Genomic DNA, 25,034 nt, shown 5'->3' with positions numbered 1-25,034 from the left:
TCGTCTGAAGTAGTTATATATGCGGAGGCCGTTACCGAGTACCGGTCGCCTCACTTTATTCTTTGGTATTTGAAATGAGCAAACCTGTATTACTGGACAATGTGACGCACAAGGACTTGCGAGTCATAACCCGTTATGGGAAAGAGTTCGGGGATAACGTCAATCGCACACCGGTATTTCCCACTGAGTATGCCGATGTTCAGCGGGAATACCCGATCCTGCTGCGTAAGGATGGGGATTCCGGAGAGTACCAGTCCATCGCCCTGCTTGGTTTTGCCCGGGAGGAAAACCTCTTCCTGGAGGGCGGTGACTGGAATGCCAGCTATATCCCGGGAATTGTGGCACGCGGACCTTTCCTGATCGGCTTTCAGCAGCGGGACGTGGACGGTGAAGTCCAGCGTGAGCCGGTGATTCATGTGGATATGGATAGCCCCAGAATCAGTGAGACAGAAGGGGAGCCGGTTTTCCTGCCCCATGGTGGAAATAGCCCCTATCTGGAGCGTGTCTCCACAATACTTGGGGGAATCAATGATGGCATGGAAGTGGGCAGGACCATGTTCGAGGCTCTTGATTCGTTCGGTCTGATCGAGCCTGTGAACATTCAGGTTGAGGTGCATGCAGATGAGAAGTACGACCTGCGGGGGCTTTATACCATCAGTGAGGAAAAGCTGGCCAACCTGGACGGAGAGTCATTGGAAAAACTGAATCGAGCGGGTTTCCTGCAGGGGGCCTTTTTGTTGATAGCGTCACTGGGCAATGTCAAGAATTTGATCGATATGAAACGGCGGCGGCTGTTGGCTGCGTCAGAGCGGTAGTGGAGAGGCGCTGAAAGTATGGTGGAGATAACAAAAAAAACAAAAGCCATTGAGGGTGTAAACCCTGACAATATTCCCTGGCAACGCCTGATGGAAGAGTGTGAGCCCGTTGTTTTGAAGGGGATAGCAAAGGACTGGGAGTTAGTCCGCGCCGGTCGGCAGTCAGCGGAAAAGGCGATGGGCTATCTGAAGTCTTTTCATAATGGAAAGACCGTCTGTGCCTATCTGGGCCCGGCGGAAATAAAAGGAAAGTACTTCTATAAGGATGACTTGAGCGGGCTGAACTTTGAAAGCCAACGTCTACCCCTCGATAAGGTGTTGGATCGGATCGGCGAGCATCTTGAAAGCGCTAACCCGCCGTCTATTTACGTAGGTTCCACTACGCTCGACGCCTGCCTGCCCGGCTTGCGCGAGTATAATGATCTGGTGTTCGACGATGCCATGTTTGAAAGTGGAGCACCACTTACCAGTATCTGGGTCGGCAATCGGTCGATCGCTTCCGCGCATTACGATGCCCCCAATAATCTCGCCTGTTGTGTCGTGGGGCGGCGCCGATTCACCCTGTTTCCTCCCGATCAGATCGACAACCTTTACCCGGGGCCGCTGGAGCCGACTCCCGGTGGTCAGGCCGTCAGTATGGTGGATTTTGCCGATCCGGATTTTGATCGGTATCCGCGTTTCCGCAAAGCGTTGGCGGCAGCCCAGGTGGCTGACCTGGAGCCGGGGGATGCAGTTTTCTATCCCAGTCTCTGGTGGCATCAGGTAGAAGCCCTGTCACCCTTCAATGTACTGGTCAATTACTGGTGGAACACTTCGCCACTGTATATGGGGACACCCATGAACGCGCTTTATCATGCGCTTTTGAGTCTGCGCGACAGACCGGATCATGAGCGGGAAGGGTGGAAGCATATTTTCGATTATTACATTTTTGGGGATCGTGAGCGTCCGCGCACACACCTGCCAGAGAAGGTTCAGGGCGCCTTAGGCCCTGTGGACGATACGATGGCAAGGCAGTTGCGAGCGATGCTGTTGCATAAACTGAACAGGTAGTGAGATGAAGGATAACAAGAGTAAAGTCTCGAAGGTTGTGATCGCTGGAGGTGGTACGGCTGGTTGGATTGCCGCTGTAGCCCTGTCTAAGAAGTTGGGAGAGCTACTGGATATAACTCTGGTCGAGTCTGAACAGATAGGTACGGTGGGGGTCGGCGAGGCGACGATTCCGCCTCTTCGGACTTTTCACAAGCTGCTGGGTATCGACGAGCGGGAGTTCATGCGCACGACCCAGGCCACGGCGAAACTGGGCATTGCGTTTGAAAACTGGGGACAGAAGGGAGACCGCTATATCCACTCCTTTGGGAAGATGGGTACCAGTGCCTGGATGTGTGATTTCCATCACTTCTGGTTGCGCGGCAGGGAGATGGGATTTGACTCTGACATTGGTGATTTCTGCCCGGAACTCCAGGCCGCAGAGGCGGGGAAATTCGCCACGTCATCGAACTCGCCGATAAATTTTGCTTATCACCTGGATGCGGGAAAGTACGCGAAGTTTCTTAGAACGATCAGCGAACGTCATGGAGTCACTCGTGTAGAAGGCAAGATCCGTGAGGTGAAACAGGACAGTGAGAGTGGCTGTATCGAATCGTTGGTGCTGGAAGATGGAAGCACCGTTGCCGGAGATCTTTTTATCGACTGTACCGGCTTCCGTGGTTTATTGATTGAGCAGGCTCTGGATACCGGTTTTGAGGACTGGTCCCACTGGTTGCCATGCAACAGAGCGGTACCGCTACAAACTCAGGCGACAGGCCCCGCATTGCCTTATACCCGCGCCATTGCCCATGACGCTGGCTGGCAGTGGCAAATTCCGCTTCAGAGCCGGGTGGGAAATGGTCTCGTTTATAGCAGTCATCATCTCTCGGATGAGGAGGCGATTGAGCGGCTGTTGTCCAATATCGAAGGTGAAGCGATTACCGAACCACGGGTGATCCGTTACCAGACGGGCCGGCGGCGTAGGGTCTGGAACCGGAACTGTATCGCTTTAGGGTTGGCGAGTGGCTTTGTCGAGCCTTTGGAGTCCACCAGTATTCACTTGATTGTCACCGGCATTACGCGGCTTCTGCAATTGTTTCCTATCGATGGTATCTGCCCATCGCTGGTGGATGAGTACAATCAGCAGACCCGCGACGAGCTGGAAAAGGTACGCGATTTCATCATCCTCCACTATCACATGACCGAGCGTGGGGATAGTGAGTTCTGGAAATACTGTAAGAATATGCAGATCCCGGAGTCTCTTGCCCATCGCATTAACCTCTTTCGAGAGCGGGCCCATGCCTATCAGGATGGGGGCGAGCTATTCCGGGTGGATTCGTGGGTGCAGGTAATGCTCGGTCAGGGATTGAAACCCGAAGGCCATCATCCGCTGCCTTGCTTAATGAGCGAGGCGGAAATGCGCCAGCTGCAGGATAAGCTCAGGTCGGATGTGGATAGGATTGTGTCGGGCCTGCCGACTCATCAGGAATTTATCGACCACTATTGTAGGTCGAGCGATCGGGAGATATCACTCTGATGAGTTTTCGTTTACACCCGAACATTAGTGTCCGCAAACTTACCATTGGCGCCGAGAAGGCCCCCTTGCTGGTTTTAGACAACTTTATCGGCGAGCCCGAGCGACTGGTGGAGAGGGCCACAAGCAAATCTTTTGCGCATGGCGGGCGTTTTTATCCCGGTATCCGCGCCAGGGCACCGTTGCAGTACAAGCAATTCCTGTTGGAGCAGTTGGGTGGCCTGCTGGGTGACTATTTTCAACTGGGCAGCAAGCGATTGTCATTTTCCATGTGTCATTATTCGCTGGTGACCAAACCGGCACAACAGCTTGAATGGATGCAGCGAATACCCCATATCGACACCGTGCAGTCCAATAGATTGGCCTCTATCCACTATCTTTTCCGCGAGCCCTACGGCGGTACGGCCTTCTACCGGCACAGGTCCACCGGTTACGAGGTGGTGGATGAAGGCCGGCGACTGGAATATTTCTCTACGCTCCAGAAGGAGACCGAGGATCCGGGGTTCACCGGTGATGGCTATATCAATGGGGATACGCCCTTTTTTGAGCGGGTGCATGCGGAAGAGGGCGTTTTCAACCGTATGCTGATCTACCGGAGCAATTCTTTGCACTCCGGTTCCATCGACAGGGATTTCGCCCCTGACCCCGATCCCCGCAGCGGTCGCCTGTCCATTAACAGCTTTATCGATGCGAAGTAGCAACTTTTCCCCGAGGAGTTAGAGCTTCAGGAGCCGGCTCAGAAGTGGCTGTGACCGTTTACTGGTGCCTAAATCATCCTTGCGGTGTGTAGACCCATTGACAATGAGCGCTGATCGGGGCAGAGTTTTGGTAGCGCTACCATTTTGGATGCCATCAATGGCAGCGTTGATGTTTGGTTGGTTGGATTTGCCGATGCGGCAACCCGAGCGACTCAGATGATCTCTCTCCTTGGCGGCTGTCGATGGGCAGCCGCTTTTTTACACTTTTTAAGCTACCACCCCGCCCGCGGCGCTTTATTGTTGCCTGTGAATCCGTTATACAATGCCGGATCCAGGGCCCGAGCGAGAGTAACGTGAAGCAGAGACAGAGCCGCCGCCAGCGCAATGCGCCCACCATCAGCGACGTCGCCCGCGAGGCGGGTGTTTCGCCGATGACCGTATCCCGTGTCATCAACGGGGAAAGGAATGTGCGGGAGAGGACCCGCGCCGAGGTCAATCGGGCGATCGAAGTGCTCGGCTATACTCCCAACCGCGCAGCGCGCAGCCTCGCCAGTGCCGACCAGATCATTATCGGCCTGCTCTACAGCAACCCCAGCGCCGCCTACCTGAGCGAGCTGCTGGTGGGCGGGCTGGAGCAGGCCAGCCGCCACAACATCCAACTGGTGGTGGAAAAGTGCGATAGCGAGAAGGATGCGGAATCCGTGGCCATGCGCCTGGTGGCGGGCGGGGTCGAGGGCATCCTGATCCCGCCGCCGCTGTCGGACCAGCCGCGCATGCTGAACCTGCTGCACTCCAGCGATACACCGGCGGTGGCGATCGCGTCCGAGTGTGTGCGCGAGAATATCGCCTCGGTCAGCATCGACGACTACCGCGCCGCCTACGAGATGACCCGCCATATCATCGATCTCGGCCACCGCCGTATCGGCTTTATCACCGGCGACGACAACCAGGTTGCCAGCGGCCGGCGCCTGGCCGGCTACCGCGATGCGCTGGCCGAGGCGGGGCTGTCCCACGGCGAAGAGTTGATTGCCGAGGGACGGTTCACCTACCGCTCGGGGCTGGATGCGGCGCAGAAACTGTTCGAGCTGGACTCTCCCCCCACGGCGGTATTTGCCAGCAACGACGATATGGCGGCGGCCACAGTGGCCGTTGCCCACCGCCGCGGCCTGGATGTGCCCACGGATCTCACCGTGTGCGGCTTCGACGATACGGCACTGGCCACCACTATCTGGCCGGAGCTGACCACCATTCACCAGCCGATTATCGAAATGGCCCGCGCGGCGGTGGACCTGCTGGCGGAACGGGTCCGCGCGCGCCGCGACGAGGAGGAGCTGGAGAGCCGCCACCAACTGCTGGATTTCACCCTGGCGCGGCGCCAGTCCGATGCACCGCCGCCGGATGAAAAGCGCCGGACCGAGCAGCGCACCCGTGTGGTGGCGGAAAAGCTGGGCTGAGCCTCGGCGGACCCCTCCCAAGGCCCTGCACGAGCCCTCGCTGCGGGCAATAATGGATGGGGATGGCCGGATCTGATTGCCTGCGAGGCAGTCCCCTACTGCGGGCCTCCGCTCCCCTTCAGGCAAACCGTTTATTTGAGATTTGGCGGCGGTTGCGCGAGCATAGTCCGCTTAATCCAGCAAACAACAAATAACCGGACGCCGCCCTCTGCCCATGCCTTTCATTTCCTCCATCGATTCCGCTCTCGCCGCTTTCGCTTCCTTTGTCTGGGGCACGCCGCTGCTGGTGCTGCTGGTGGGCGGCGGCCTGGCGCTGCTGATCTACTCCCGCGGCCGCCCCTATCGCCACCTGGGCCACAGTATCGACCTGCTGCGCGGCAAATACGACAACCCCGACGACCCGGGCCAGGTGCCGCACCGGCAGGCGCTGTCCACCGCGCTGTCCGGCACCCTCGGCCTCGGCAATATCTCCGGGGTGGCGATCGCGATCAGTACCGGCGGGCCCGGCGCGATCCTGTGGATGTGGGTCACCGCGCTGGTGGGTGTGGCCACCAAGTTTTACACCGCCTCGCTGGCGGTGATGTTCCGCGGGCGTGACTCCGCCGGCGAGCTGCAGGGCGGGCCCATGTACGTGATCCGCGAGGGGCTGGGCAAAAAGTGGATGCCGCTGGCACTGCTGTTTGCGGTAGCCGGTCTCTGTGGCCTGCTGCCGGTGTTCCAGTCCAACCAGACGGTACAGCTGCTGCGGGAATCCTTCGCCGTGCCCTTTGGCTGGATCAGTGCCGACAATTCCCTGTGGTTTGATTTCATTGTCGGCTGCGTGCTGGCCACGGCGGCGCTGGTGGTGATCGCCGGGCGTATCCAGCGCATCGGCAAGTTCGCGGTGCGCATAGTGCCGGCCATGGTGGTGTTTTACCTGGTGCTGACGCTGGTCGTGATCGGTTCCTTCTGGCAGCAGGTGCCGGCAGCGTTTGCGCTGATTTTTTCCGATGCTTTTACCGGTAGGGCCGTCGCCGGCGGTGCGCTGGGAGCGGTGATCGCCACCGGTGTCAGCCGCGGGGCCTTTTCCAACGAGGCGGGTATCGGCACCGAATCCCTGGCGCACGGCGCGGCCAAAACCCGCGAGCCGATACGGGAGGGCGTGGTGGCGATGACCGGGCCCATCATCGATACGCTGGTTATCTGCACCTGCACGGCGCTGGTGATACTGCTTACCGGCGCCTGGCAGGGAGACGAGGGCATCGCCGGTGTTTCCCTGACCACGGAGGCCTTCTCGCAGGTGTTCGGCGGTTGGGGGCCGATCATGCTGCTGATCATGGTGCTGCCGCTGGCATTCAGCACCATCGTCACCTTCTGGTACTACGGCGTGAAGTGTTTCGTGTTCCTGTTCGGTACACGCTGGCAGAATTTCTACACCGCCGCCTATATCGTGCTGATCGTAATCGGCGCCGTGGCCTCGTTGAGTGCGGTGAACAATCTCATCATCGGCATGTACGCGGTGATGGCGGTACCCACCATGATCTCGACACTGCTGCTGGCAAAGCAGGTCAATCGCGCCGCGCACAATTACTTTACCGCGCGGGATCTGGAGGAGAGTGCGGGGGAGAAGCCCAAGACTTGAATATCCTTTTAATTATCCTGAACAAAAAAGCCGAAGCGGTTGCTTCGGCTTTTTTTTCACTCTGGTTTCGGGGTTCAGTTTCGGAAACCGGGGCGCTGCTCAGGGTACCACCGACACCTTGGTCCCCACGCGAGCGTTGGAGAAAAAGATCTTGGCCATGTTCCAGGGCAGGCGAATGCAGCCGTGGGAAGCTGGATAGCCGGGCACACGGCCGGCGTGCATGGTAATGGCTCCATTGATACGCATCATGAAATCCATCGATGCACCGCGGAAAACTGCCCCGGGTGGGCGGCGGTCGCGGCGTACATCCACGTTGCTGCGCAGCACATAGCCCCGGCGGCTGACATAGTGGCCGTAGAGGTTGGAGCGGTGGTTCACCTTCTTTTCCGATATACGGAAGTTGCCGGTGGGGGTGCGGTGCCCGGCCTTGCCGGTGGACACCGGCGAAACGCCGGCGAGGCGACCGCCCTTGTAGAAGTAGGCCCTCTGTTCGCTCAGGTCGATGGTGATCCGGGGCGTACCGCCAACACCCGGGTTCCACGAGGTCTGCCCCCGAAAACGATCCTGGTAGGTCGTGCCCTCTCGCAGAAACTTGTAACCGTAATCCACGGCCTGGACCGGTGGGCTGGAAAGAACGGCGCCGCCGAGCACCAGTGCACCGGTGAGCGCCGCCATCTTTTTCAGCAGTGAAGAATGTTTTTGCATTGCGCACCTCTCTTTGCATCGGCCACCGCGGACAGCGGCCATTTGCGAGCCGTACCCGATGCGCGCGCTTTCGTGGGGCAGAAGCTTCCCGCACGTCTGGGCAACGCGACAACGAGCAGTGATTTTCCCCAGAGCAGCTTGCCGGTGTGTCCCGGTATTCACCGCGGAAAGGGCCCGCCACGGACGCAACCGCAGCAAGTGAGAGGGATATTAGAGTGGTGAATTTGGCGCCATTACACCGATTGGGCATGACGCCGTTTCCCGATAGAGCCGAACGAAAATACAACGCCGGGAAAATCTGCTACTGAGCCGTCGGCGACTTCTGCACCAGTAGGTGCTGATGGGTTTCCTTCCAGAAGTGATAAAAAGTGAATTTTCATTCAACTTTTAATGTGCTTCTGTACAATGAGAAATGTTATTCCGATTTTAAATAATAATTTAGGCTGTTATTGCTGTTTGAGATTTACACAAAGTGTCTGAAAATTGGCCAGCGATAAACAGCCTGTGCATTTTCAACCGCGGCCCCGCGGTATGGGGGCTTAAACTCACCTGGCACAGGAAAACGATAATGAAAAGCCGTAAATCCCTCTCGCCTCTCGGGAGTCTGTTGCGCCGTATGCGCGCCGCGCAGGAGCTCTCCGACAAAACCGGCGTTTCCGCCGACGAAAGCCTCGATATCATCAACGAAGGCGCCCGCCACACAGGGCGGTATGCGTCTGAAGAAGGTCGCCGCCAGTTCCTCAAGCAGCTCGGCCTGGGGGCGGCGGCACTGGGGGCCGCCGGCGCGGCCGGCACCGTTTCCAGCCCGGCGCAGGCCGCCAGGGGCGGCGGCAACCCCGGGCGCGTGGCCATCATCGGCGGCGGTGTCAGTGGCCTGCGCTGTGCCCACCGCCTGCAGCAGTACGGCATTGCCAGTACCGTATTCGAGGGCAATACCCGCCTGGGTGGTCGGGTGAACACCAATCGCAGTATTTTCGGCCAGCCGGTGGAGCGCGGCGGTGAGCTGCTGTCCACCGAACACTCCTATGCCCGCAACCTGGTCAACCAGTTGGGACTGGATGTCGAGGACGTGAACGGCAACGCGGTGCCCGGCGGCAGCGAGCTCTACTGGGTGAACGGCCAGCACTACAGCGAGCACCAGCTGAACGAGGAGTGGCGCGATGTCTACAAGATCTTCAAGCGGGCCCAGCAGGAGGCGCCCTGGGTACCTACCTACGACAGCCACAACGCCATGCACCGGGAGCTGGACTACATCGATGTGAATTCCTGGCTGGATCACGTGGGTATCGGTGCCAACTCCAATATGGGCCAGGTGTTCCAGGCGGATATCGTCGCCGAATACGGTATCCAGCCGGAACAGACCACGGCGCTGAACCTGATTTACATTCTGGCCTGGAACCCCATCAACACGGCGCTGCCCCTGGCGGGCACAGACGAGCGCTTCCGCATCGTCGGCGGCAACGACCAGCTGGCCACGCGCATGGTCGAGGAGCTGCCGGAAGGCACGGTGGAAACCGGCCGCAAACTGGTGGCCATCAAGGGAGCCTTCCACGGCCCCTATACACTGCACTTCGACGACGGCTCCCAGCATGTCTGCGATCGCCTGGTGTTGGCGATGCCGTTCTCCATGCTGCGCGATGTGGATATCGACCCGCGCATCTACAACGGCTTCCGCCCGCAGAAGCGTACGGCCATCGAGCGCATGGCGTTCGGCACCAACGGCAAGCTGGCGGTGCATTGTGCCTCCCGCCCCTGGGCTGAGCCGATGATGGTCAACGGCAAGATGTTCACCCCGAACGGTGTGACCTATGCCGGCCGCCCGGAGTTGCTGGACACCTGGGACTGCACCTCGGTGACCGGCTCGAAGGACGGCATCCTGGTGGATTTCTTCGGTGCCGACTACGGCACGCAGATCGGCGGCGACAAGCCGTTTGCCGCGCCCGGCAGTGCGGACCTGGAACACTTCTTCGGCATCGCCGACAATGTGTTCCCGGGCACCCGGGCCGCCTTTACCGGTAAGGCGATGTTGTCCAAGTGGGCGGTCAACCCCTGGTCCAAGGGTTCCTACTCCACCCAGACCTTCGGCGACTACACCGAGTGGTGGGGCGCCCAGGGCCTGCCGGAGGGCAATATCCACTTCTGCGGCGAGCACACCGCAGTGGAAATGTTCGGCTACATCGACGGCGCCATCAGCACCGGCGAGAGGGCCGCCAAGGAAATCCACCAGGCCTGATAGCCTGCGTTCAATAGTCAAAAAACGCGCGCCGGAAACGGTGCGCGTTTTTTTTGCAAAACCGCTCCCCCTAAACCAGGAAAGCGGGCATACTTTGACCGTTTTCAGAAGGGAGTCCGGCAAGTGGCTGCTGGCGCGCGACGCCAACCTGCTGGTCGCCGGCGCCTGACTCGGGCTGATCGGATATAAGGAGGCAGTGTGGAAATCACAACCCGGAGGTTCCTGTTGCGCGACTTCGATGCGCGGGACTGGCCCGCGTTCGAGGCCTACCACGCGGATCCGCGCTCGGCGGAATTTTACGGTGAGGTGCAGTCGCACCCAGACCATGCGAGGGAGCTTTTCGAGTTGTTTTCCCTCTGGACCGGCGAGGTGCCGAGGTGCAATTACCAGCTGGCCGTCGTGCGGCGCGACGCGGATCAGGCACTGGTTGGTTGTTGTGGCCTGCGCCGGGAAAGTACGACCTCGCCGAGGGCAGAATTGGGTATCGAGCTGGCGCCGGATTACTGGGGGCGTTACCGCTATGCCATTGAAGTGATGGTGGCGTTGGCGGAATTTGGCTTTGCCGGGCTGGGGTTGCGGGAAATCTATGGTGGAACCGTCAGTACCAATGCGCGAATTGCCCGCCTGGCAGAATCGTTCGGTGCCAGAGCCGTGGTGCGACCGGCGCCGGAGTGGATGGCGGCCAAAGGCTGGCAACAGGTGGAATGGCAGATTGGCCGGGAGCAGTGGCAGAAGCGCCATGCCACGGATCCTGGCATCAGGTCGACGTAGGTAAAGAATATGGGACTGGCTGTCGATATGGCGGCCTGCCCGTCGACCAGTTGGTGTGAATCATCAACCTCTTCCCTTTAGGAACCGCTATGTCGAAGAAAATATTTGTCAATCTCCCGGTCGCCGACCTCGGAAAGTCCATCGAATTCTTTTCCCAACTGGGGTTCAGCTTCAATCCTCAATTTACGGACGAGACCGCCACCTGCATGGTCGTCAGCGACGATATCTTTGTGATGTTGCTGACCCGTGAGAAGTTCAAGGGTTTTATCCCCGGCTCCATCAGCGACGCCAAAAGCAGCACCGAAGTGTTGGTCTGCCTGTCCGCCGATAGTAAAGAGGAAGTCGACCGGCTTGTGGATAAGGCCCTGGACGTCGGGGGCACCGGTTTCCGGGAGCCAGAGGATCACGGTTTCATGTACGGTCGCTCCTTCCAGGACCCGGACGGGCATATCTGGGAGATCGTGTGGATGGATCAGGCCGCGCTGTCGCAGTCGGAATAAACGCGGTGGCCCTGTCGACTGGGTCACTGGGGACTGTGGCCGGACTATGGATGAGAGAGTTCGCCACAGGAACCGCTAGTGGTTCATGCGGTAAATTCGGTGACTCTAGCTCACAGCCACGGGTTCCAGGGCAAGGCGAAAAAGCGCAGGACTAGCAGCGCTAATTCAAGCTTTTTCAACGCAGCACTGGGGCCTGTGGCGAAGAGATAGTGTTACAGAATTTACCGCATGGACCACTAGCCCGGCTGTGTCAGGGAGGGCAGGGATTCCACCAACGTGTCTATCGCCGCCCGGATACGGTAGGGCAACTGCGGTGTCTGCGGCCAGATGGCGTGTATGGGGAAGGAAAAGTCGGGGCCGTCCGCGAGCAGTTGTTGCAAGGCCCCGCTGCGCAGGCGTTCGCGTACCAGCCAGTAGGGCAGCCACGCCAGCCCCATACCCGCACAGGCGGCGTCGGCAATGGCTTCCAGGTCGTCGAAGCGCAGCCGCGCGGCCGGGGTGATCTCCTCGTTCCTGCCATTTTCCCGCGGAAACAGCCAGCTGCGCTGGCGTCCGGCATTGGTGTAGACAATGGCGTCGTGCGCCGTTATCTCCGCGGGTGTCCCGGGGGCACCGTTTCGCTGCAGATAAGCCGGCGCTGCGCAGAGGCACATGCGGTGTCCGGCAATCTGGCGGCACACCAGGCCTTCCCCCTCCAGGCGTCCGCTGCGCACCGCGAGATCGAACCCGCCTTCAATCAGTTCCACATTGCGGTCGCTGAAGGACAGCTCCAGTTCCAGTTCCGGATGTCGCTCTGCCAGTCCGGTGAGCAGCGGAGCCACGCAGTGGCGCCCGAAAATCACCGGCACGCTCACGCGCAGGCGCCCGCTCAGGGTTTTTCGTCCGGATTCCAGCAGGGCGCGACCGGCGCGCAACTGTTCCAGCGCCCGCTTGCAGTGCTCGTAGTAGAGCTGCCCCTCGGTTGTCAGGGACTGGCTGCGTGTGGTGCGGTGAAACAGGCGGGTGCGCAGCCGTTCCTCCAGCCGCGCAATGGTCTTGCCCACTGCGGAGCGGGACAGGTGCAAGCGCTCCGCCGCGGCGGAGAAACCGCCGGCCTCAGCCGCTTCGACAAAAACGGTAACGCCAGTCAACGGGTCCGCCATGCCGCATCCTTGTAGAAGAAAATGAAACAGTAGTGGGAAAACTTATCGCAACTGTCGCCATGTGATCAACGGTATCCTCGGGTCGCAGATTGATTGAAGGACTGAAACAGGAGGATCCGATGTCCAGGACAACTTTCGCCGCGTGGTTTTTCGCTCTCTTTTTCCCGTTTACCGCCCCGTGGGTTTCGGCGGTCGAGGCGGGGTTGCGGCTCTACGCGCTGGATTGCGGCACGCTCGAACTGGAGGACATGGCGCTGTTCGAGGACACCGATGCCTACGCCGGTGTGCCGGGGAAAATGGCGGTGCCCTGTTTTCTGGTGCGCCACCCGCAGGGAGACCTGATCTGGGATACCGGCCTCGGGGACCGGCTGGCCGGGCAGGGCGCAGTGGCAATGGCCCCGGGAATAACCGGGCGGGTGCCGGTGACCCTGCGCGACCAGTTGCAGCGGCTGGAGCTGGCGCCGGCGGATATCGAGTTTGTGTCCTTTTCCCATTTGCATGTGGATCACACCGGCAACGCTCCGCTGTTTACGGATTCAACTTTCCTGTTCAGCCGCGCGGGGAGGGACTGGGCGCTGGGGGAGCCGACGCCGTTCGGCGTCGATCCATCGGCGCTGGATGTGCCGGAAGGGGCGGCGCTACGACAACTCGACCTGGATTTCGATGTATTCGGCGACGGCAGTGTGCGCATACTCCGCGCGCCCGGTCATACCCCCGGGCACCGGGTGTTGATGTTGCAGTTGCCCGCCGCCGATACAGTGATCCTTTCCGGGGATCTCTACCACACCCGCGAGAACTTTCGCCACGCGCGCATCCCCGCGATCAACACCAGTCGTGCGGAGACGCTCGCCTCTTTCGAGCGGATCAGTAAGCTGATCGAAAAGCACAGCGCCAGGTTCGTGATCCAGCATGCGCCGGACGATTTCGCCGCGCTGCCGGAGTTCCCCGCCTATCTGGATTAACAGGGGTCGGCGAAGCGGCGCCGGTAGGCCGCGGGCGAGGTGTGCAACTGCTGGCGAAAATGGTGGCGCAGGTTCTCTGCGGAGCCGAAGCCGGACTCTGCCGCTATCTGCTCAATGGACTGGCTGCCGGCCTCCAGCAGATTGCGCGCCCGGTTGATGCGCTCGCACAGAATCCACTGCTTGGGTGCGCAGCCGACGGTTTCGTGGAAGCGGCGGATCAGGGTGCGCTGGCTCATATTCGCGCGCTCCGCGAGAGTATCGATACTCAGTTCCCGGTGCAGGTTGTGGCGCACCCAGTCGAAGAGCGCGGATATCTCTGCGCGTTTCTCCGGTAGCGGCGCCTCCACAAACTGCGCCTGGCCGCCGTCCCGGTGGGGAGGTATCACCAGCCGCCGTGCCACCCGGTTGGCGATACGCGCGCCGAAATCCCTGCGCACTATATGCAGGCACAGGTCCAGGCCGGCGGCGCTGCCGGCGGAGGTGAGCAGATCCCCTTCGTCCACATAGAGCACGTCGGCTTGCACGTGGATATCCGGATAGGCCGCGGCCAGTTTCTGCGCGTAGCGCCAGTGGGTAATGGCGCGGCGCCCGGACAGGAGACCGGTTGCCGCCAGTACAAACACGCCCGAGCAGATGGAGACCAGCCGCGCACCGGCCGCGTGTGCGTCGCGCAGTGCCTGCCCCAGTTCCCCCGGCACCGGCACATCGGCCCCCTTCCAGCCGGGCACCACGATTGTGCCGGCGTGCCTCAGATCCTCCAGGCCACCATCGGCCAGCACATGAATACCACCGGTGGCCCTGAGGGGGCCCGGCTCCACGGCGCAGACGCGGAATTCGTACCACTGGGGCATCTCCGGGCGCGGCAGGCCGAACACCTCCACCGCCAGGCCGAATTCGAAGGTGCACAGGCCGTCGTAGGCCAGCAGGGCGACAGAGTGATTGCCGGGCATGGGCAGGGCTCCAAAAGCAGTTTGGCAGAAAATATACGAACCTTGGCAAAGTTGCCAGTTATCGGTGGCGGGTCGAATGCCGACAATGTGCGCACAGTAATCGATAGGGGAATCCAACCGTGACCGATCTCGCCGCCAAATCACCCAGCACCACCTCACCCAATACCACCGTCAGCAAGACCCCAGCCGCAAATGCCGCCGAGGCCGCGGCTCACTTCGCGGCCAGGTTGTCCTTTGAAACCGACTGCGCCGATGTCTGGTGTGCGATGAATCACCAGCAGCAGGACTTCGTGCTGGTGGATGTGCGCATGCAGACTCTGTTTGCAGCCGGCCACCTGCCGGGCGCCATCAATATCCCCACGCGTAAGCTCACCCCGGCGCGCCTGGCGGAATTTCCCGACGACGCGCTGTTTGTTGTTTACTGCGCGGGACCCCACTGCAATGGCTCCACCAAGGCGGCGCTGAAGCTGGCTCAGCTGGGGCGTCCGGTGAAGGAGATGATCGGCGGGGTTACCGGCTGGATCGACGAGGGCTTCGGCCTGGCGCGCGGATAGGAACTATGGATTTGACCATCAGGCCGGCGACGCCGGCCGATATTCCTCCATTGATTCCGCTGTTCGCCGAACACGCCGCCTTCGAGGCGGCGTCTTTCTGCGCCGACGCGCAGTTCCAAGAGCGGCTGGCTGCCGCCGCCTTCGGTGCGCAGCCGCGGCTGTTGCTGTGGTTGGCGGTGACATCGGAAGACTTATTTGGCTATGCCGCGGCCTACCGCGAATTCAGCACCTGGAGCGCTTCGGAGTATCTGCACCTGGATTGCCTCTATGTGCGCGAGGCCCGGCGCGGTGGGGGAGTCGGGGGCCAGTTGATTAGTGCGGTCATCGAGCGCGTGCGGCAGATGGGCCTGGCGGAAATGCAGTGGCAGACGCCCGCGTGGAACAGTCGCGCCATTGAATTTTACCGGCGCCTCGGGGCAAAGGCGCTGGAAAAACAGCGTTTCTATCTGCCGGTTTGATCGGGCGACGGACATTCCGTGTCCGCCGCCGGTTCCGCACAAGGTTGATCACAAGGCCGGTGCGGACACCGGTGAGAAAAAACGCAGATCCATCTCCTCCGCCAGCAGCTCCCCCGCCCGGTCGAGGAAATCCTTCAGATAGGGCGTCTCGAAGTGTTGATCCAGGTCGCGCTGCGAGCGCCAGTTCTCGTGCAGCATCCACAGTGCCGGATCGTCGTTCGAACGGTGCAGGTCGTAATTGATACAGCCGGCCTCCTGTCGGGTCGGTGCTATCAGCGCCTGCAGCCGCCGGCCGAGTTCATCCTCCAGCCCTTGCTTGGCGCGGATAAAGGCCACCAGAGTCAGTGTTTTTTCCATATTTTTTCTCCTTCAGGCAATACTGTAGCCGCCGTCGGCCAGCAGGCCGTGGCCGGAAATAAACGAGGCGTCGTCGGAGGCGAGGAAGGCGACTATATTAGCCATCTCCCCGGGACTGCCGGCGCGACCGGCGATGCTGTCGCGGGCGAATTCCCGCATGGCTTCCGCCGAGGGCCAGATGCGGTCGGTGGTCATGGCCGTGTCGATCACGCCGGGGCAGAGGGCATTGACGCGCACGCCGCGCCGGAACCACTCGATGGACGCGGTCTTGGTCATGCCCAGCACCGCGTGCTTGCTGGCGATATAGAGGGCGCCGTTCTCGAAGCCGATCACGCCGCCCATGGAGGCGTTGTTGATAATCGAGCCGCTGCCCCGTTCCTGCATCACTTTCCCCGCGTGCTTCATCGCCAGGAAGGCGCCACGCACATTGGGTTCGAACACCTGGTCGTAGGTCTCCGCGGTCTGCTCCAGTAGCGGGGCGAAGGTGCCTTCGGTGCCGGCGTTGTTGAACAGGATATCGAGGGCGCCGTATTCGGCCAGCGTTGTCGCCACCAGCTGTTCGATATCGCTCTCGCGGGTGATATCGGTGCGCACCGCCAGCGCCTCGCCGCCGCCGTTGCGGATTTCGGCCACCAGCTGTTCCAGCTCCTGCTCGCGGCGCGCGGCCGCCACCACCCGGGCGCCGCGCGCGGCCAGCTCCAGTGCGCTGGCGCGGCCGATACCGGAACTGGCGCCGGTGACTATGGCCACGCGGCCCTGCAGGGTGCTGTGGGAAGTGGGTGTTGTGTTGTTCATTGACTGCTCCTTGCTTTGATTTGGCGCGCCCGGGCGCCGGTGCAGTCAAAGGTTAGGGATTGTGATTGGGCGGAAAAACAGCAATTATCTTTATTCGTTATTAAGAGCTGCTTAATAGTCTGGCCATGCTGAACGACACCCTGAAAGCCTTCGCCTGTATCGCCCGCCACACCAGCTTTACCCGCGCAGCGGCGGAGCTGGAGGTTTCCCCCTCGGCGCTCAGCCAGTCGATCAGCCAGCTGGAGGCGCGGCTGGAAACGCGCCTGTTGCACCGCACCACCCGCCGGGTGGGGCTGACCGAGGCCGGGCGGGAATTCCTACAGCGCATTGCGCCGGCGTTGGCGGAGATCGACGAGGCGGTGGAACAGCTGCACCGGCACGGCGGCAGCCCGTCGGGCACGCTGCGGCTGACCCTGCCCCGCATCGCCGGTCCGCAGTTGCTGGAACCGCTGCTGGGGGACTTTGCCCGCGCCCATCCGCGGATAAATCTGGAGCTGCTGGTGGAGGACACCCTGACCGACCTGGTGTCCCGCGGCTTCGACGCCGGCATCCGCCTGGGCGAGGCGCTGGAGCAGGATATGGTGGCGGTACCGGTGAGCGGGCCGCTGCGCTGGCTGCTGGTGGCGAACCCCAAATACCTGGCCCGCCGCGGCGCGCCGGGGCACCCGCGGGAGCTGCTGCAGCACGACTGCGTGCGCTACCGCTACACCGGCAGCGGTGTTGTGGAGCGCTGGGAGTTCGAGCGGCGCGGGCACCGTTTCGACATAGCCGTGGACGGTCCGGTAACCACCAACGACAACGACCTGATGCTGCGGGCAGTGCTCGACGGCCTGGGGATCGGCCTGCTGCTGGAGCAGACGGTGTGTGAGCACCTGGAGAGCGGCCGCCTGCAATCGCTGCTGGAGTGTTGGTGCCCGCCGTCGCCGGGCTTCTATCTGTACTATCCGTCGCGCCGGCATTTGCCGGCCAAACTGCGGGTATTTATCGATTTCCTGCGGCAGCGGGAAAGAAAACTGCGGTAAGAAGGTGCCGGGAACTGTAGAAAAGGCGTCTCTCGGTTCGACTGGTTGATATCACTCAATTGTTGTGGAGGATCGAATGGGGAAACTGATTGCCTTTGAATTTCTGTCTATCGACGGCTTTATGGCGGGCCCGCCGGGGCGCGAGATGGATTTTGTGGTGTCCGCTTTCGGAGAGGATATGGAGCGGGATCTCGCCGCCCAGTATGCGGAACTGGATGCGTTGGTGATGGGGGGCACCACCTTTCGCGAACTTTCCGGCTACTGGCCCACGCCGGCGGCCGCGGACGAGCCGCTGCAGCCGGTGATGAACCGTATACAGAAGCTGCTTGTCTCCCGATCCCCGGATAAGCCGCGGTGGAATAATTCCCGACTGTTGGGGGCGGATCCGATATCGGGGCTGCGGGAGATCAAGCGCGGTGCCGGCGGAGACCTGATGGTGATCGGCAGCGCGAGTGTTGTGCAAGCGCTCGCCCGGGAGCGCCTGATTGACGAGTTCCGCTTCTTTGTATTCCCCACTTTTCTCGGTGCGGGCAAGCCATTGCTAACAGCGGATTCCGCGCCGGGTTCGCTGGAAATGTTGCGGGCCAACAATTTTGCCAGCGGAGTTGTTCGAATGGATTATCGGGTTTCCGGTCGCATCAACTGCGACGCACCCAACCCAGGCTGAGAACATATCTCGTGCCCGATTTCACTTTGCTGACGGAATGCTCCGCCCTATCCGGGCGGAAATATTTTATCCGCGAGCTCTCGTAGATCGGTTGGTCGCACAGGAAGTCGCCGCCGGCTCGCGCTTGCCGGAGTACGATATTCAGGCGGTGGTGCCTGCCCGATTCAACCCGGTCGGTGTGCGGTGGAATACTGCTGCCCTCGCCGAAGCGCAACAGGTAGAGGTCGAACGGAATGGGCCATTTCGCGCCCAGGAGCAGCATTTTCTCGTAGCCGGAATTCTGCCGGCCTCTGTCCCAGCGCCAGAGCTTCATCCTGTTTTTCCTCCAGCCTGCACCCTATCCAACCGCTCGCGCAGGAACTCCACAAACCGCCGCACCCGCACCGGCCTGGGTCCGCCGCCTGGATAGACGGCGTTCAGTGGTGCCGGGCTGCCCGCCCAGCCCCTGAAGGCCGGTTCCAGCCGGCCGGTCCGGATATCCTTGCGTACGTCCAGCTCGCTCTTGTAGGCCAGGCCAGCGCCGTCGAGCACCCAGTCCCGCACCAGGGCGCCGTCGTTGCAGAGGCGGTCGCCGTTCACCTCCACCACCAGGGTTTCGCGGCCGCGCTGGAAAGACCAGCGGCGAAAGGCGCGGCCGCGGCTCATATAGATCACGCAGTTGTGCGCCAGTAGGTCGTGCGGGTGCCCGGGGCGCCCGTGCTTTGCGAAATATTCCGGGGTGCCCACCACCAGGCGGCGGTTGTCCAGCAGCCGCCGCGCCACCAGGGCGGAGTCCGGTAGCTCGCCATAGCGCAGCGCCAGGTCCAGGGGCTCGGAGACCAGGTCGCGCACCGTGTCGCCGGCCAGTAGGGAAAAGCGTACCTGCGGGTGCTGTCGCTGGAACTCGTCCATCAGCGGCCGCAGCCACTGGCGGGCGAAATCCACCGGTGCGGTCAGGCGTATCTCGCCGCCGATATCGGCACAGTCGAAGTGCACCGAGTGCCGGGCGTCCTCCAGGAGGGCTAGGGCCGGGGCTACCCGCTCGCGGAACAACAGGCCCTCGGGTGTCAGCCGCAGGCTGCGCGTGTTGCGTTCCACCAGGCGCACATTCAGTTCCTCCTCCAGCCGTTTCAGGCTGGCACTGGCTGTCGCCGGGGTGCGCTCGAGCTGCCGTGCGGCGGCGCTCAGGGAGCCCAGGCGGGCCGCCTCCAGGAAAAGCTGCAGATCGCTGAGATTGGGCATTTTCAAACAGTTTTTGAAAGTCTTTTATCGGTAGGTCCAATTATCAGCGTCTGCGCCGGCCACCACAATAGCTGCCGGTTCAACGAGAGGAGAGACCGCTATGGATCGCAGTGAAGCTGTCGGCAAACGCCTGTCCCCGGCACTGCTGGCCCTGGCCGCCGGCGCCTTCGGTATCGGCGTGACCGAGTTTGTAATCATGGGGCTGCTGCTGCAGGTGAGTACTGACCTGTCGGTGTCTGTGTCGGCGGCAGGCATGTTGATTTCCGGTTATGCCCTGGGCGTTGTGGTGGGCGCACCGGCAATGACCGCACTGACTGCCAGTTGGCCGCGCAAGCGCACACTGTTGGTGCTGATGGGCATTTTTATTGCCGGCAATGTCATCTGCGCCCTGGCCCCCAATTACGCGACCCTGATGCTGGCGCGGGTGGTGACGGCCTTTGCCCACGGCACCTTCTTCGGTGTGGGGTCCGTTGTCGCCACCGGCCTGGTGGCGCCGGACCGGCGCGCATCGGCCATCGCGATCATGTTCACCGGCCTCACGGTGGCCAATATTCTCGGAGTTCCCTTCGGTACCTGGTTGGGCCAGGCCCACGGCTGGCGCACCACCTTCTGGGCCGTGGCGCTTATCGGCGTGGTGGCGCTGGCGGTGATCGCGCTGTTTGTGCCGCGGGACGGGGCCGCACCGGCACCGCCCGACTGGCGTGCCGACCTGCGCGCGCTGACGCGCGCACCGGTACTGCTCGGCCTGCTGACCACGGTGCTGGGTTTTGGCGGCATGTTCGCGGTGTTCACCTATATTGCACCTATCCTCACTGAGGTCAGCGGCTTTGCCGAGTCGGCGGTGTCGCCGATCCTGTTGGTGTTCGGCGCCGGCCTGATAGCCGGCAACCTGCTCGGCGGACGCTTTGCGGACCGCTGGCTGGTGCCTGCCGTGCTCGGCAGCCTGCTGTTGCTGGCGGCAGTGTTGGGGCTGATGACCTTCGCGATGCACAGTCGGTTTCTCGCGGTGGTTTTCGTCGGCCTGCTCGGCGCTGCCGCTTTTGCCACAGTGCCGCCACTTCAGATGTGGGTGCTTTCCAAGGTGGAGGGCGCCGGCCAGAGCCTGGCATCGAGCTTCAACATTGCCGCCTTCAACCTGGGCAACGCCATCGGCGCCTGGCTGGGCGGCGCAGTGATCGACAGCGGTGCCGGACTGGCAGCGCTGCCCTGGGTGGCGGCGCTGGTGCCACTGGCTGCAGTCGCCACGGCACTGTGGAGCCGTCGGCTTGAAAAGGCCGCACACAAATCCGAATTGCAAATCCAGGCCACCCGCCCCTGCGGGTGACGATTGAAAAGGAGTTGGTTATGAAAATTGATCTGTCCGGAAAAACCGCCGTGGTGTCCGGTTCGACCATGGGTATTGGCTTCGCGATTGCCGGGGGATTGGCCGAGAGCGGCGCCGCGGTCGTGGTCAATGGACGCAAACAGGCGTCCGTGGATGAGGCCGTTGCCGCATTGAAAAACGCATTTCCGGAGGCAGAGGTGCGCGGCGTCGCTGCGGACCTGGGTACTGCGGAAGGCTGTGCGGAAATGGTCGAAGCGGAGCCTGTGGCGGATATCCTGGTGAACAACCTGGGCATCTACGGCCCGCAGGACTTTTTCGAGATACCGGATGAAGAGTGGACGCGCTTCTACGAGATCAACGTGCTCTCTGGCGTGCGCCTGTCCCGCGCCTATCTGCCCGGCATGCTGGAGGAAAACTGGGGCCGGGTGATTTTCCTGTCGTCGGAGTCGGCGCTGAATATTCCCGCAGACATGATCCACTACGGCTTTACCAAGACCGCCAATCTTTCCATCGCCCGCGGCCTGGCCAAGCGCGTGACCGGTACAGGCGTGACCGTGAATTCGGTATTGCCCGGGCCCACAATGTCCGAAGGTGTGGAAGAAATGCTGCGCGAGGACGCGGAAGAATCCGGGCGTTCGATGGAGGAGACCGGCGTGGCTTTCGTAAAAGAGAATCGCCCCAGTTCCATCATCCAGCGCCCGGCAACTGTGGAAGAGGTAGCCAATATGGTGATCTACACCGCTTCCCCGCAGGCCTCGGCCACCACCGGCGCCGCGCTGCGGGTGGACGGCGGTGTGGTGGACAGCATCGCTTAAAGGTATGGCACTTTTGTAGGGGCCTGCTTGCAGGCGAAAAGATCGGGGCCCGGAGGGATACGCGTGTAAGCAGGCTCCTGCATCGCCAGATGCCTTGGAAGACAGCGAAAAATTCTCAATAGTTGCTGAAATATTATCTCTTGATCTGAGGGGGCAGTTGCCATGAAGTTCAATTTTACAGTAGCGGGCGAAAACAGGTTTCGCGCCGCTGGCATCTCTTTGCTGATTTTCCTGTGCGCCTTCTCGGTCGCATCGGCCGCAAACACCGAGTCGGATAACAACTGGGTCGCCACCTGGAGTGCCAGTCCGCAGCCGCTGTGGGAGGGGGATTTCGCCCTGCCCACCAATGCGCCCGGCAACCTGGAAGACCGGACGCTGCGCCAAGTGGCGCGGGTCAGTGCTGGCGGTGAACGGGTGCGGGTGGTGTTGTCCAACCGCTACGGCTCCAAACCGCTCCGGATCGGCGCCGCCCACCTGGCCCTGTCGGGCGGGGAAGCGGAAATTGTCGCCGACTCGGGGCGCGCGCTGACCTTTTCCGGGGAAAAGGCAGCGGTGATTCCACCCGGCGCGAGCATGGTGAGCGACCCGGTGGCGCTGTCCGTAAAGCCGCTGCAGCAGTTGGCAGTGAGTCTCTACCTGCCGCAACCGACGCCGCCGCAAACCTTCCATTGGGACGGATTGCAAACCGCCTATATCGGCGATGGCAACCAGGTGGATAGCGGTGAGATGGAAATCGCCTCCACAACCAATACGCGCGTATTTCTCAGCGGTATCCTGGTGGATGCTGAAAAGAAAACGCGTGCGGTGGTCGCTTTCGGCGATTCCATTACCGACGGCAACGCCTCCACGCCCGACGCCAATCACCGCTGGCCGGATTTTCTCGCCGAGCGCCTGGCGGGGCGGAATATCGCCGTCGTCAATGCGGGGATATCCGGTGCGCGCCTGCTGGACAGTTTCATGGGGGAGAATGCCCTGGCGCGCTTCCAGCGGGATGTGCTGGGCCAGCCCGGCGTGAGCACGGCCGTCGTATTGATGGGGATCAACGATATCGGCTGGCCCGGCTCCGACCTGGCGCCGAAAAAGTCGCTGCCGGAAGTCGGCCAGATGATCGGCATTTACCGCCAGTTGATCGCCCGGGCCCACCTGCACGATGTGCGGATACTGGGTGCCACGCTGACACCTTTCGAGAATGCGCTGGATGGCGCGCCGGTGCAGAATTATTACACCGAGGAGAAGGAGGCGCTGCGGCAGGAGATCAACCGATGGATACGCGAAAGCGGCGAGTTTGATGCCGTGATCGATTTTGACCGCGCGCTGCGCGATCCGGACAACCCCCGCCATATCCGCGCCGAATACGATTCCGGCGATCACCTGCATCCGGGCGACGCAGGTTACCGCGCCATGGCGGAGGCGGTGGACCCGGAACTGCTGTAAACGGTGGCGCGCGGCCCAATCGGTAGGGGAAAGCTGGGAACCGCTATTCCCCCGGTGCATCGAGCCGGCGAATTTTGCCCTTCGCCAGTTCCAGCATAAAGTGATCGTCGGGTTCGCTTTTCCGGAATGCCTCCAGTATGCCCAGCAGTTCCGCGAAGCGGCCGCCGGACAGGGCGGCCAGCGGGCTGTCCGACGAAGAGGGAGAGTCGGTCGCCCGGTGCCGTGCGGACTCGGCCAGCAGGTGGTACTGGGCCAGTCGCCGGTCGCCGATATCGCGTCGGGCCAGTGCGCCGCCGTTGCGCAGGCGGTAGAAGTCCACGGCGAGATCGAAACCGGTCCAGTCGCCTAAATCCCGTAGGGAGATTTTTCCGTTCCGGCTTAGCTGTCGTTCGACGCGTTTTTCCGTCTCTGCCCATTGGCGGGACTTTTTCAGTTTTTGCATATCCACACGGCTCGACGGAAAGGTGTCTTCCGGCAGCCGGGTGAGCAGCAGCAGGTCTTTGCCGTTGAACCCCAGCAGCAGCTCCTTGAGATCCTGCGGCCACTCCCCGGGCAGGAAGCGCTGGCGACTCAGCTCGCGGATATGCCAGCGGGTAAAGGTCCGGTAGTCCGCCGATTCCAGAATCTCCCGGTTCCAGGGCGGCTCTTCCCCGGCGCGCGCCCGGGTGTCGTACTCCTGCCGGTAGTGCTCGAAGAGTTCGTCGAATCTCGGTACCCGGTCCAGGGTTACCGTCTCCACTTCCACCCGCTTGCGGTTGTGCAGTGTGAGGATCTTGTAGGCCGGCAGGTAGGCGGCCAGGGACGGGGCTTGGATATTGAACAGTGTCCCACCATTGCGGCCTCGGGCTATGCCGGTATCGTTGATATGCATGTGGCCGCCCACATGCACCTGTATGCCGGTTTCCGCCAGTACCCGGCTGACGTGCTCCCGCGGCCGCCTTTTAAGCTGAAAGGTATTGTCGCCAAACAGAGACGCAATGGCGTCCGACTGACCGTCGTAGAATCCGGTCATGGGGAAATGGCTGAAGGCGATCAACCGCTTGTCCGCCCTTTCCGCTCTCCGCACCAGATCCCGTATCCAGTCCAGCAGGTGGCGTTTGTGGGTGAGGAGCCTGTTGTAACCGGCATTGCCGGAGCCCCGGAAGCCGATCTCCGTTTCATCCGGCACATACACATTGGCATCGATCGAGAGTAGCCACAGCCCCGGTACCGGTTCCACCAGATAGCTGGCATCCGGGACGCGGTGGCAGTTGCGGTAATCCGGTTTTTTCCATTCTCCGCCGCTGCCCCGGCGGCAGATTTCATATTGCCGCTTCCGGTAGCCGGCCTCTGCCTGTGCGCGCTCGAAGTCGTAGTTTCCCGGAGTGAGGTTTTCGGAGCTGGAGTAGGGCGTCTCCCAGTAGAGGTATTCGGGCTGTGGGGCAAAGCCGAAATCGGCCATCGTCTCCATGACACCCCTGTAGCCCAGGTGCCTGATTTCCCCGGTGCAGATGGTGGGCAGGGCGCGGCCGGTATCCACTCTGGTCCAGCGACCTTCGTAGCCCTTACACTCCCGGGCGCCCCTGCTGAAAATACGCTGGTTGTGGCCGCCCTCACCGAGGAAATCGGATTTTCCACCGGGCACCGGGAAGGGCCGGACCGGGTCGTGGTTGCCCGGCGCGGCGAAAAATTCCATACCGTACCGGTCGCTGTAGTGGTTCAGTATTTTTTGCAGGCCGCGCAGGTGTATTGGCTGGCCGTCGTCACTGAAGTCGCCCGGTAGCGCCACCAGTCGGATCCCCTTCGAGGCCGCATCGTCCAGGGCTGCCAGCAGGGCGAAATAGTTTTCGTTGAACAGTCGGGTGGAGTTGAGCTGTGCCTCCATGGTGCGGATGGTGGCGCTTTTTTTTGAGATGCTGTTCTCGATGCCGGTAAAGGAACCATCCTCGAACTCCGCGTATACATCGTGAAAGTGGATGTCCGGCATAAAGGCTATT

The 25,034-nt window shown here is 61.6% G+C and carries 25 protein-coding genes; 17 read left to right on the top strand and 8 right to left on the bottom strand.

Annotation, left to right across the window (positions count from 1 at the left end):
- The first annotated feature begins 74 nt into the window (after positions 1-74).
- The 6 genes from OQE62_RS04660 (at position 75) to OQE62_RS04635 (ending at position 7,148) form a co-directional block, all read left to right on the top strand.
- A complete protein-coding gene (locus OQE62_RS04660; protein ID WP_265720835.1) occupies positions 75-815 on the top strand; it encodes a SapC family protein in 741 nt (246 codons plus the stop codon).
- Between the two features lie 18 nt (positions 816-833).
- A complete protein-coding gene (locus OQE62_RS04655; RefSeq protein ID WP_265720834.1) occupies positions 834-1,865 on the top strand; it encodes a cupin-like domain-containing protein in 1,032 nt (343 codons plus the stop codon).
- A gap of 4 nt (positions 1,866-1,869) precedes the next feature.
- Positions 1,870-3,378, top strand: coding sequence for a tryptophan halogenase family protein (locus OQE62_RS04650; protein ID WP_265720833.1), 1,509 nt, complete (start codon positions 1,870-1,872; stop codon positions 3,376-3,378).
- Positions 3,378-4,073 carry a DUF6445 family protein gene (locus tag OQE62_RS04645; RefSeq protein ID WP_265720832.1) on the top strand — a complete coding sequence of 232 codons (696 nt, stop codon included), beginning with the start codon at positions 3,378-3,380 and terminating at the stop codon, positions 4,071-4,073. Before OQE62_RS04650 ends, OQE62_RS04645 begins: the two co-directional genes overlap by 1 nt.
- Positions 4,074-4,426: 353 nt before the next feature.
- Positions 4,427-5,527: a LacI family DNA-binding transcriptional regulator gene (locus OQE62_RS04640; protein ID WP_265720831.1), complete on the top strand. Its 1,101-nt coding sequence runs from the start codon at positions 4,427-4,429 to the stop codon at positions 5,525-5,527.
- A 214-nt stretch (positions 5,528-5,741) separates the two neighbouring features.
- Positions 5,742-7,148, top strand: coding sequence for an alanine/glycine:cation symporter family protein (locus OQE62_RS04635; protein ID WP_265720830.1), 1,407 nt, complete (start codon positions 5,742-5,744; stop codon positions 7,146-7,148).
- 99 nt (positions 7,149-7,247) lie between these two features.
- On the opposite strand, the gene OQE62_RS04630 is transcribed toward OQE62_RS04635, so the two are convergent.
- Complete coding sequence (locus tag OQE62_RS04630) at positions 7,248-7,853, bottom strand: L,D-transpeptidase family protein (protein ID WP_265720829.1); 606 nt, start codon at positions 7,851-7,853, stop codon at positions 7,248-7,250.
- A gap of 568 nt (positions 7,854-8,421) precedes the next feature.
- On the opposite strand from OQE62_RS04630, the gene OQE62_RS04625 reads away from it, so the two are divergent.
- The 3 genes from OQE62_RS04625 (at position 8,422) to OQE62_RS04615 (ending at position 11,357) form a co-directional block, all read left to right on the top strand.
- Positions 8,422-10,086 (top strand): flavin monoamine oxidase family protein, encoded by a 1,665-nt coding sequence (locus OQE62_RS04625; protein WP_265720828.1) that lies wholly within the window; start codon positions 8,422-8,424, stop codon positions 10,084-10,086.
- Positions 10,087-10,284: 198 nt separating this feature from the next.
- Positions 10,285-10,857 (top strand): GNAT family N-acetyltransferase, encoded by a 573-nt coding sequence (locus OQE62_RS04620; protein WP_265720827.1) that lies wholly within the window; start codon positions 10,285-10,287, stop codon positions 10,855-10,857.
- 89 nt (positions 10,858-10,946) lie between these two features.
- Positions 10,947-11,357, top strand: coding sequence for a VOC family protein (locus tag OQE62_RS04615; protein ID WP_265720826.1), 411 nt, complete (start codon positions 10,947-10,949; stop codon positions 11,355-11,357).
- A gap of 236 nt (positions 11,358-11,593) precedes the next feature.
- On the opposite strand, the gene OQE62_RS04610 is transcribed toward OQE62_RS04615, so the two are convergent.
- A complete protein-coding gene (locus OQE62_RS04610; protein WP_265720825.1) occupies positions 11,594-12,499 on the bottom strand; it encodes a LysR family transcriptional regulator in 906 nt (301 codons plus the stop codon).
- Between the two features lie 119 nt (positions 12,500-12,618).
- Here OQE62_RS04610 and OQE62_RS04605 point away from each other — a divergent pair, with 119 nt between their 5' ends.
- Positions 12,619-13,461 carry an N-acyl homoserine lactonase family protein gene (locus OQE62_RS04605; RefSeq protein ID WP_265720824.1) on the top strand — a complete coding sequence of 281 codons (843 nt, stop codon included), beginning with the start codon at positions 12,619-12,621 and terminating at the stop codon, positions 13,459-13,461.
- On the opposite strand, the gene ftrA is transcribed toward OQE62_RS04605, so the two are convergent.
- Complete coding sequence (gene ftrA, locus OQE62_RS04600; protein WP_265720823.1) at positions 13,458-14,411, bottom strand: transcriptional regulator FtrA; 954 nt, start codon at positions 14,409-14,411, stop codon at positions 13,458-13,460. The genes OQE62_RS04605 and ftrA overlap by 4 nt on opposite strands.
- A 119-nt stretch (positions 14,412-14,530) precedes the next feature.
- On the opposite strand from ftrA, the gene OQE62_RS04595 reads away from it, so the two are divergent.
- The gene (locus tag OQE62_RS04595; RefSeq protein ID WP_265720822.1) at positions 14,531-14,965 is read left to right on the top strand and encodes a rhodanese-like domain-containing protein; all 435 of its coding nucleotides are present in this window, start codon (positions 14,531-14,533) and stop codon (positions 14,963-14,965) included.
- Positions 14,966-14,970: 5 nt separating this feature from the next.
- Positions 14,971-15,423 (top strand): GNAT family N-acetyltransferase, encoded by a 453-nt coding sequence (locus OQE62_RS04590; protein WP_265720821.1) that lies wholly within the window; start codon positions 14,971-14,973, stop codon positions 15,421-15,423.
- A gap of 48 nt (positions 15,424-15,471) precedes the next feature.
- Here the strand turns inward: OQE62_RS04590 and OQE62_RS04585 are convergent, their stop codons facing one another.
- Together OQE62_RS04585 and OQE62_RS04580 are read right to left on the bottom strand one after the other, a co-directional pair.
- The gene (locus OQE62_RS04585; RefSeq protein ID WP_265720820.1) at positions 15,472-15,780 is read right to left on the bottom strand and encodes a putative quinol monooxygenase; all 309 of its coding nucleotides are present in this window, start codon (positions 15,778-15,780) and stop codon (positions 15,472-15,474) included.
- A gap of 12 nt (positions 15,781-15,792) precedes the next feature.
- On the bottom strand, positions 15,793-16,575 hold the full coding sequence (locus OQE62_RS04580; protein WP_265720819.1) for an SDR family NAD(P)-dependent oxidoreductase: 783 nt from the start codon (positions 16,573-16,575) through the stop codon (positions 15,793-15,795).
- Positions 16,576-16,700: 125 nt separating this feature from the next.
- On the opposite strand from OQE62_RS04580, the gene OQE62_RS04575 reads away from it, so the two are divergent.
- Together OQE62_RS04575 and OQE62_RS04570 are read left to right on the top strand one after the other, a co-directional pair.
- A complete protein-coding gene (locus OQE62_RS04575; protein ID WP_265720818.1) occupies positions 16,701-17,597 on the top strand; it encodes a LysR family transcriptional regulator in 897 nt (298 codons plus the stop codon).
- 76 nt (positions 17,598-17,673) lie between these two features.
- Positions 17,674-18,264 carry a dihydrofolate reductase family protein gene (locus tag OQE62_RS04570; protein WP_265720817.1) on the top strand — a complete coding sequence of 197 codons (591 nt, stop codon included), beginning with the start codon at positions 17,674-17,676 and terminating at the stop codon, positions 18,262-18,264.
- On the opposite strand, the gene OQE62_RS04565 is transcribed toward OQE62_RS04570, so the two are convergent.
- Together OQE62_RS04565 and OQE62_RS04560 are read right to left on the bottom strand one after the other, a co-directional pair.
- Entirely contained in the window at positions 18,236-18,577 is a 342-nt protein-coding gene (locus OQE62_RS04565) for a 2OG-Fe(II) oxygenase family protein (RefSeq protein ID WP_265720816.1), read from the bottom strand. The two genes, OQE62_RS04570 and OQE62_RS04565, sit on opposite strands and share 29 nt — an antisense overlap.
- Positions 18,574-19,485, bottom strand: a complete 912-nt coding sequence (locus OQE62_RS04560) for a LysR family transcriptional regulator (RefSeq protein ID WP_265720815.1) — start codon at positions 19,483-19,485, stop codon at positions 18,574-18,576. The genes OQE62_RS04565 and OQE62_RS04560 overlap by 4 nt, the downstream gene beginning before the upstream one ends.
- A gap of 100 nt (positions 19,486-19,585) precedes the next feature.
- On the opposite strand from OQE62_RS04560, the gene OQE62_RS04555 reads away from it, so the two are divergent.
- The 3 genes from OQE62_RS04555 to OQE62_RS04545 all read left to right on the top strand — a co-directional run bounded on the left by OQE62_RS04555 (position 19,586) and on the right by OQE62_RS04545 (position 23,058).
- Positions 19,586-20,809 carry an MFS transporter gene (locus OQE62_RS04555; RefSeq protein WP_265720814.1) on the top strand — a complete coding sequence of 408 codons (1,224 nt, stop codon included), beginning with the start codon at positions 19,586-19,588 and terminating at the stop codon, positions 20,807-20,809.
- Between the two features lie 20 nt (positions 20,810-20,829).
- Entirely contained in the window at positions 20,830-21,624 is a 795-nt protein-coding gene (locus tag OQE62_RS04550) for an SDR family NAD(P)-dependent oxidoreductase (RefSeq protein WP_265720813.1), read from the top strand.
- Between the two features lie 162 nt (positions 21,625-21,786).
- Complete coding sequence (locus tag OQE62_RS04545; protein WP_265720812.1) at positions 21,787-23,058, top strand: SGNH/GDSL hydrolase family protein; 1,272 nt, start codon at positions 21,787-21,789, stop codon at positions 23,056-23,058.
- A 43-nt stretch (positions 23,059-23,101) separates the two neighbouring features.
- Here OQE62_RS04545 and OQE62_RS04540 read toward each other — a convergent pair.
- The coding region (locus tag OQE62_RS04540) for a metallophosphoesterase (RefSeq protein ID WP_265720811.1) at positions 23,102-25,034 on the bottom strand (1,933 nt) is incomplete at its 5' end.

The organism is Microbulbifer halophilus (assembly GCF_026183675.1).
Classification (GTDB): Bacteria; Pseudomonadota; Gammaproteobacteria; order Pseudomonadales; family Cellvibrionaceae; genus Microbulbifer; species Microbulbifer halophilus.
Note: the sequence above shows the minus strand (reverse complement) of the source record. Positions and strands in the feature narration are given on the sequence as shown.

What these genes read in the sequence shown, in the direction of transcription:
- OQE62_RS04555 (WP_265720814.1), top strand. Translation starts at nt 19,586, where the DNA reads ATGGATCGCAGTGAAGCTGTCGGCAAACGCCTGTCCCCGGCACTGCTG.
- OQE62_RS04605 (WP_265720824.1), top strand. Translation starts at nt 12,619, where the DNA reads ATGTCCAGGACAACTTTCGCCGCGTGGTTTTTCGCTCTCTTTTTCCCG.
- OQE62_RS04580 (WP_265720819.1), bottom strand. Translation starts at nt 16,575, where the DNA reads ATGAACAACACAACACCCACTTCCCACAGCACCCTGCAGGGCCGCGTG.
- ftrA (WP_265720823.1), bottom strand. Translation starts at nt 14,411, where the DNA reads ATGCCCGGCAATCACTCTGTCGCCCTGCTGGCCTACGACGGCCTGTGC.
- OQE62_RS04630 (WP_265720829.1), bottom strand. Translation starts at nt 7,853, where the DNA reads ATGCAAAAACATTCTTCACTGCTGAAAAAGATGGCGGCGCTCACCGGT.
- OQE62_RS04575 (WP_265720818.1), top strand. Translation starts at nt 16,701, where the DNA reads ATGCTGAACGACACCCTGAAAGCCTTCGCCTGTATCGCCCGCCACACC.
- OQE62_RS04635 (WP_265720830.1), top strand. Translation starts at nt 5,742, where the DNA reads ATGCCTTTCATTTCCTCCATCGATTCCGCTCTCGCCGCTTTCGCTTCC.
- OQE62_RS04585 (WP_265720820.1), bottom strand. Translation starts at nt 15,780, where the DNA reads ATGGAAAAAACACTGACTCTGGTGGCCTTTATCCGCGCCAAGCAAGGG.
- OQE62_RS04590 (WP_265720821.1), top strand. Translation starts at nt 14,971, where the DNA reads ATGGATTTGACCATCAGGCCGGCGACGCCGGCCGATATTCCTCCATTG.
- OQE62_RS04650 (WP_265720833.1), top strand. Translation starts at nt 1,870, where the DNA reads ATGAAGGATAACAAGAGTAAAGTCTCGAAGGTTGTGATCGCTGGAGGT.
- OQE62_RS04645 (WP_265720832.1), top strand. Translation starts at nt 3,378, where the DNA reads ATGAGTTTTCGTTTACACCCGAACATTAGTGTCCGCAAACTTACCATT.
- OQE62_RS04550 (WP_265720813.1), top strand. Translation starts at nt 20,830, where the DNA reads ATGAAAATTGATCTGTCCGGAAAAACCGCCGTGGTGTCCGGTTCGACC.
- OQE62_RS04655 (WP_265720834.1), top strand. Translation starts at nt 834, where the DNA reads ATGGTGGAGATAACAAAAAAAACAAAAGCCATTGAGGGTGTAAACCCT.
- OQE62_RS04615 (WP_265720826.1), top strand. Translation starts at nt 10,947, where the DNA reads ATGTCGAAGAAAATATTTGTCAATCTCCCGGTCGCCGACCTCGGAAAG.
- OQE62_RS04560 (WP_265720815.1), bottom strand. Translation starts at nt 19,485, where the DNA reads ATGCCCAATCTCAGCGATCTGCAGCTTTTCCTGGAGGCGGCCCGCCTG.
- OQE62_RS04660 (WP_265720835.1), top strand. Translation starts at nt 75, where the DNA reads ATGAGCAAACCTGTATTACTGGACAATGTGACGCACAAGGACTTGCGA.
- OQE62_RS04610 (WP_265720825.1), bottom strand. Translation starts at nt 12,499, where the DNA reads ATGGCGGACCCGTTGACTGGCGTTACCGTTTTTGTCGAAGCGGCTGAG.
- OQE62_RS04625 (WP_265720828.1), top strand. Translation starts at nt 8,422, where the DNA reads ATGAAAAGCCGTAAATCCCTCTCGCCTCTCGGGAGTCTGTTGCGCCGT.
- OQE62_RS04565 (WP_265720816.1), bottom strand. Translation starts at nt 18,577, where the DNA reads ATGAAGCTCTGGCGCTGGGACAGAGGCCGGCAGAATTCCGGCTACGAG.
- OQE62_RS04545 (WP_265720812.1), top strand. Translation starts at nt 21,787, where the DNA reads ATGAAGTTCAATTTTACAGTAGCGGGCGAAAACAGGTTTCGCGCCGCT.
- OQE62_RS04570 (WP_265720817.1), top strand. Translation starts at nt 17,674, where the DNA reads ATGGGGAAACTGATTGCCTTTGAATTTCTGTCTATCGACGGCTTTATG.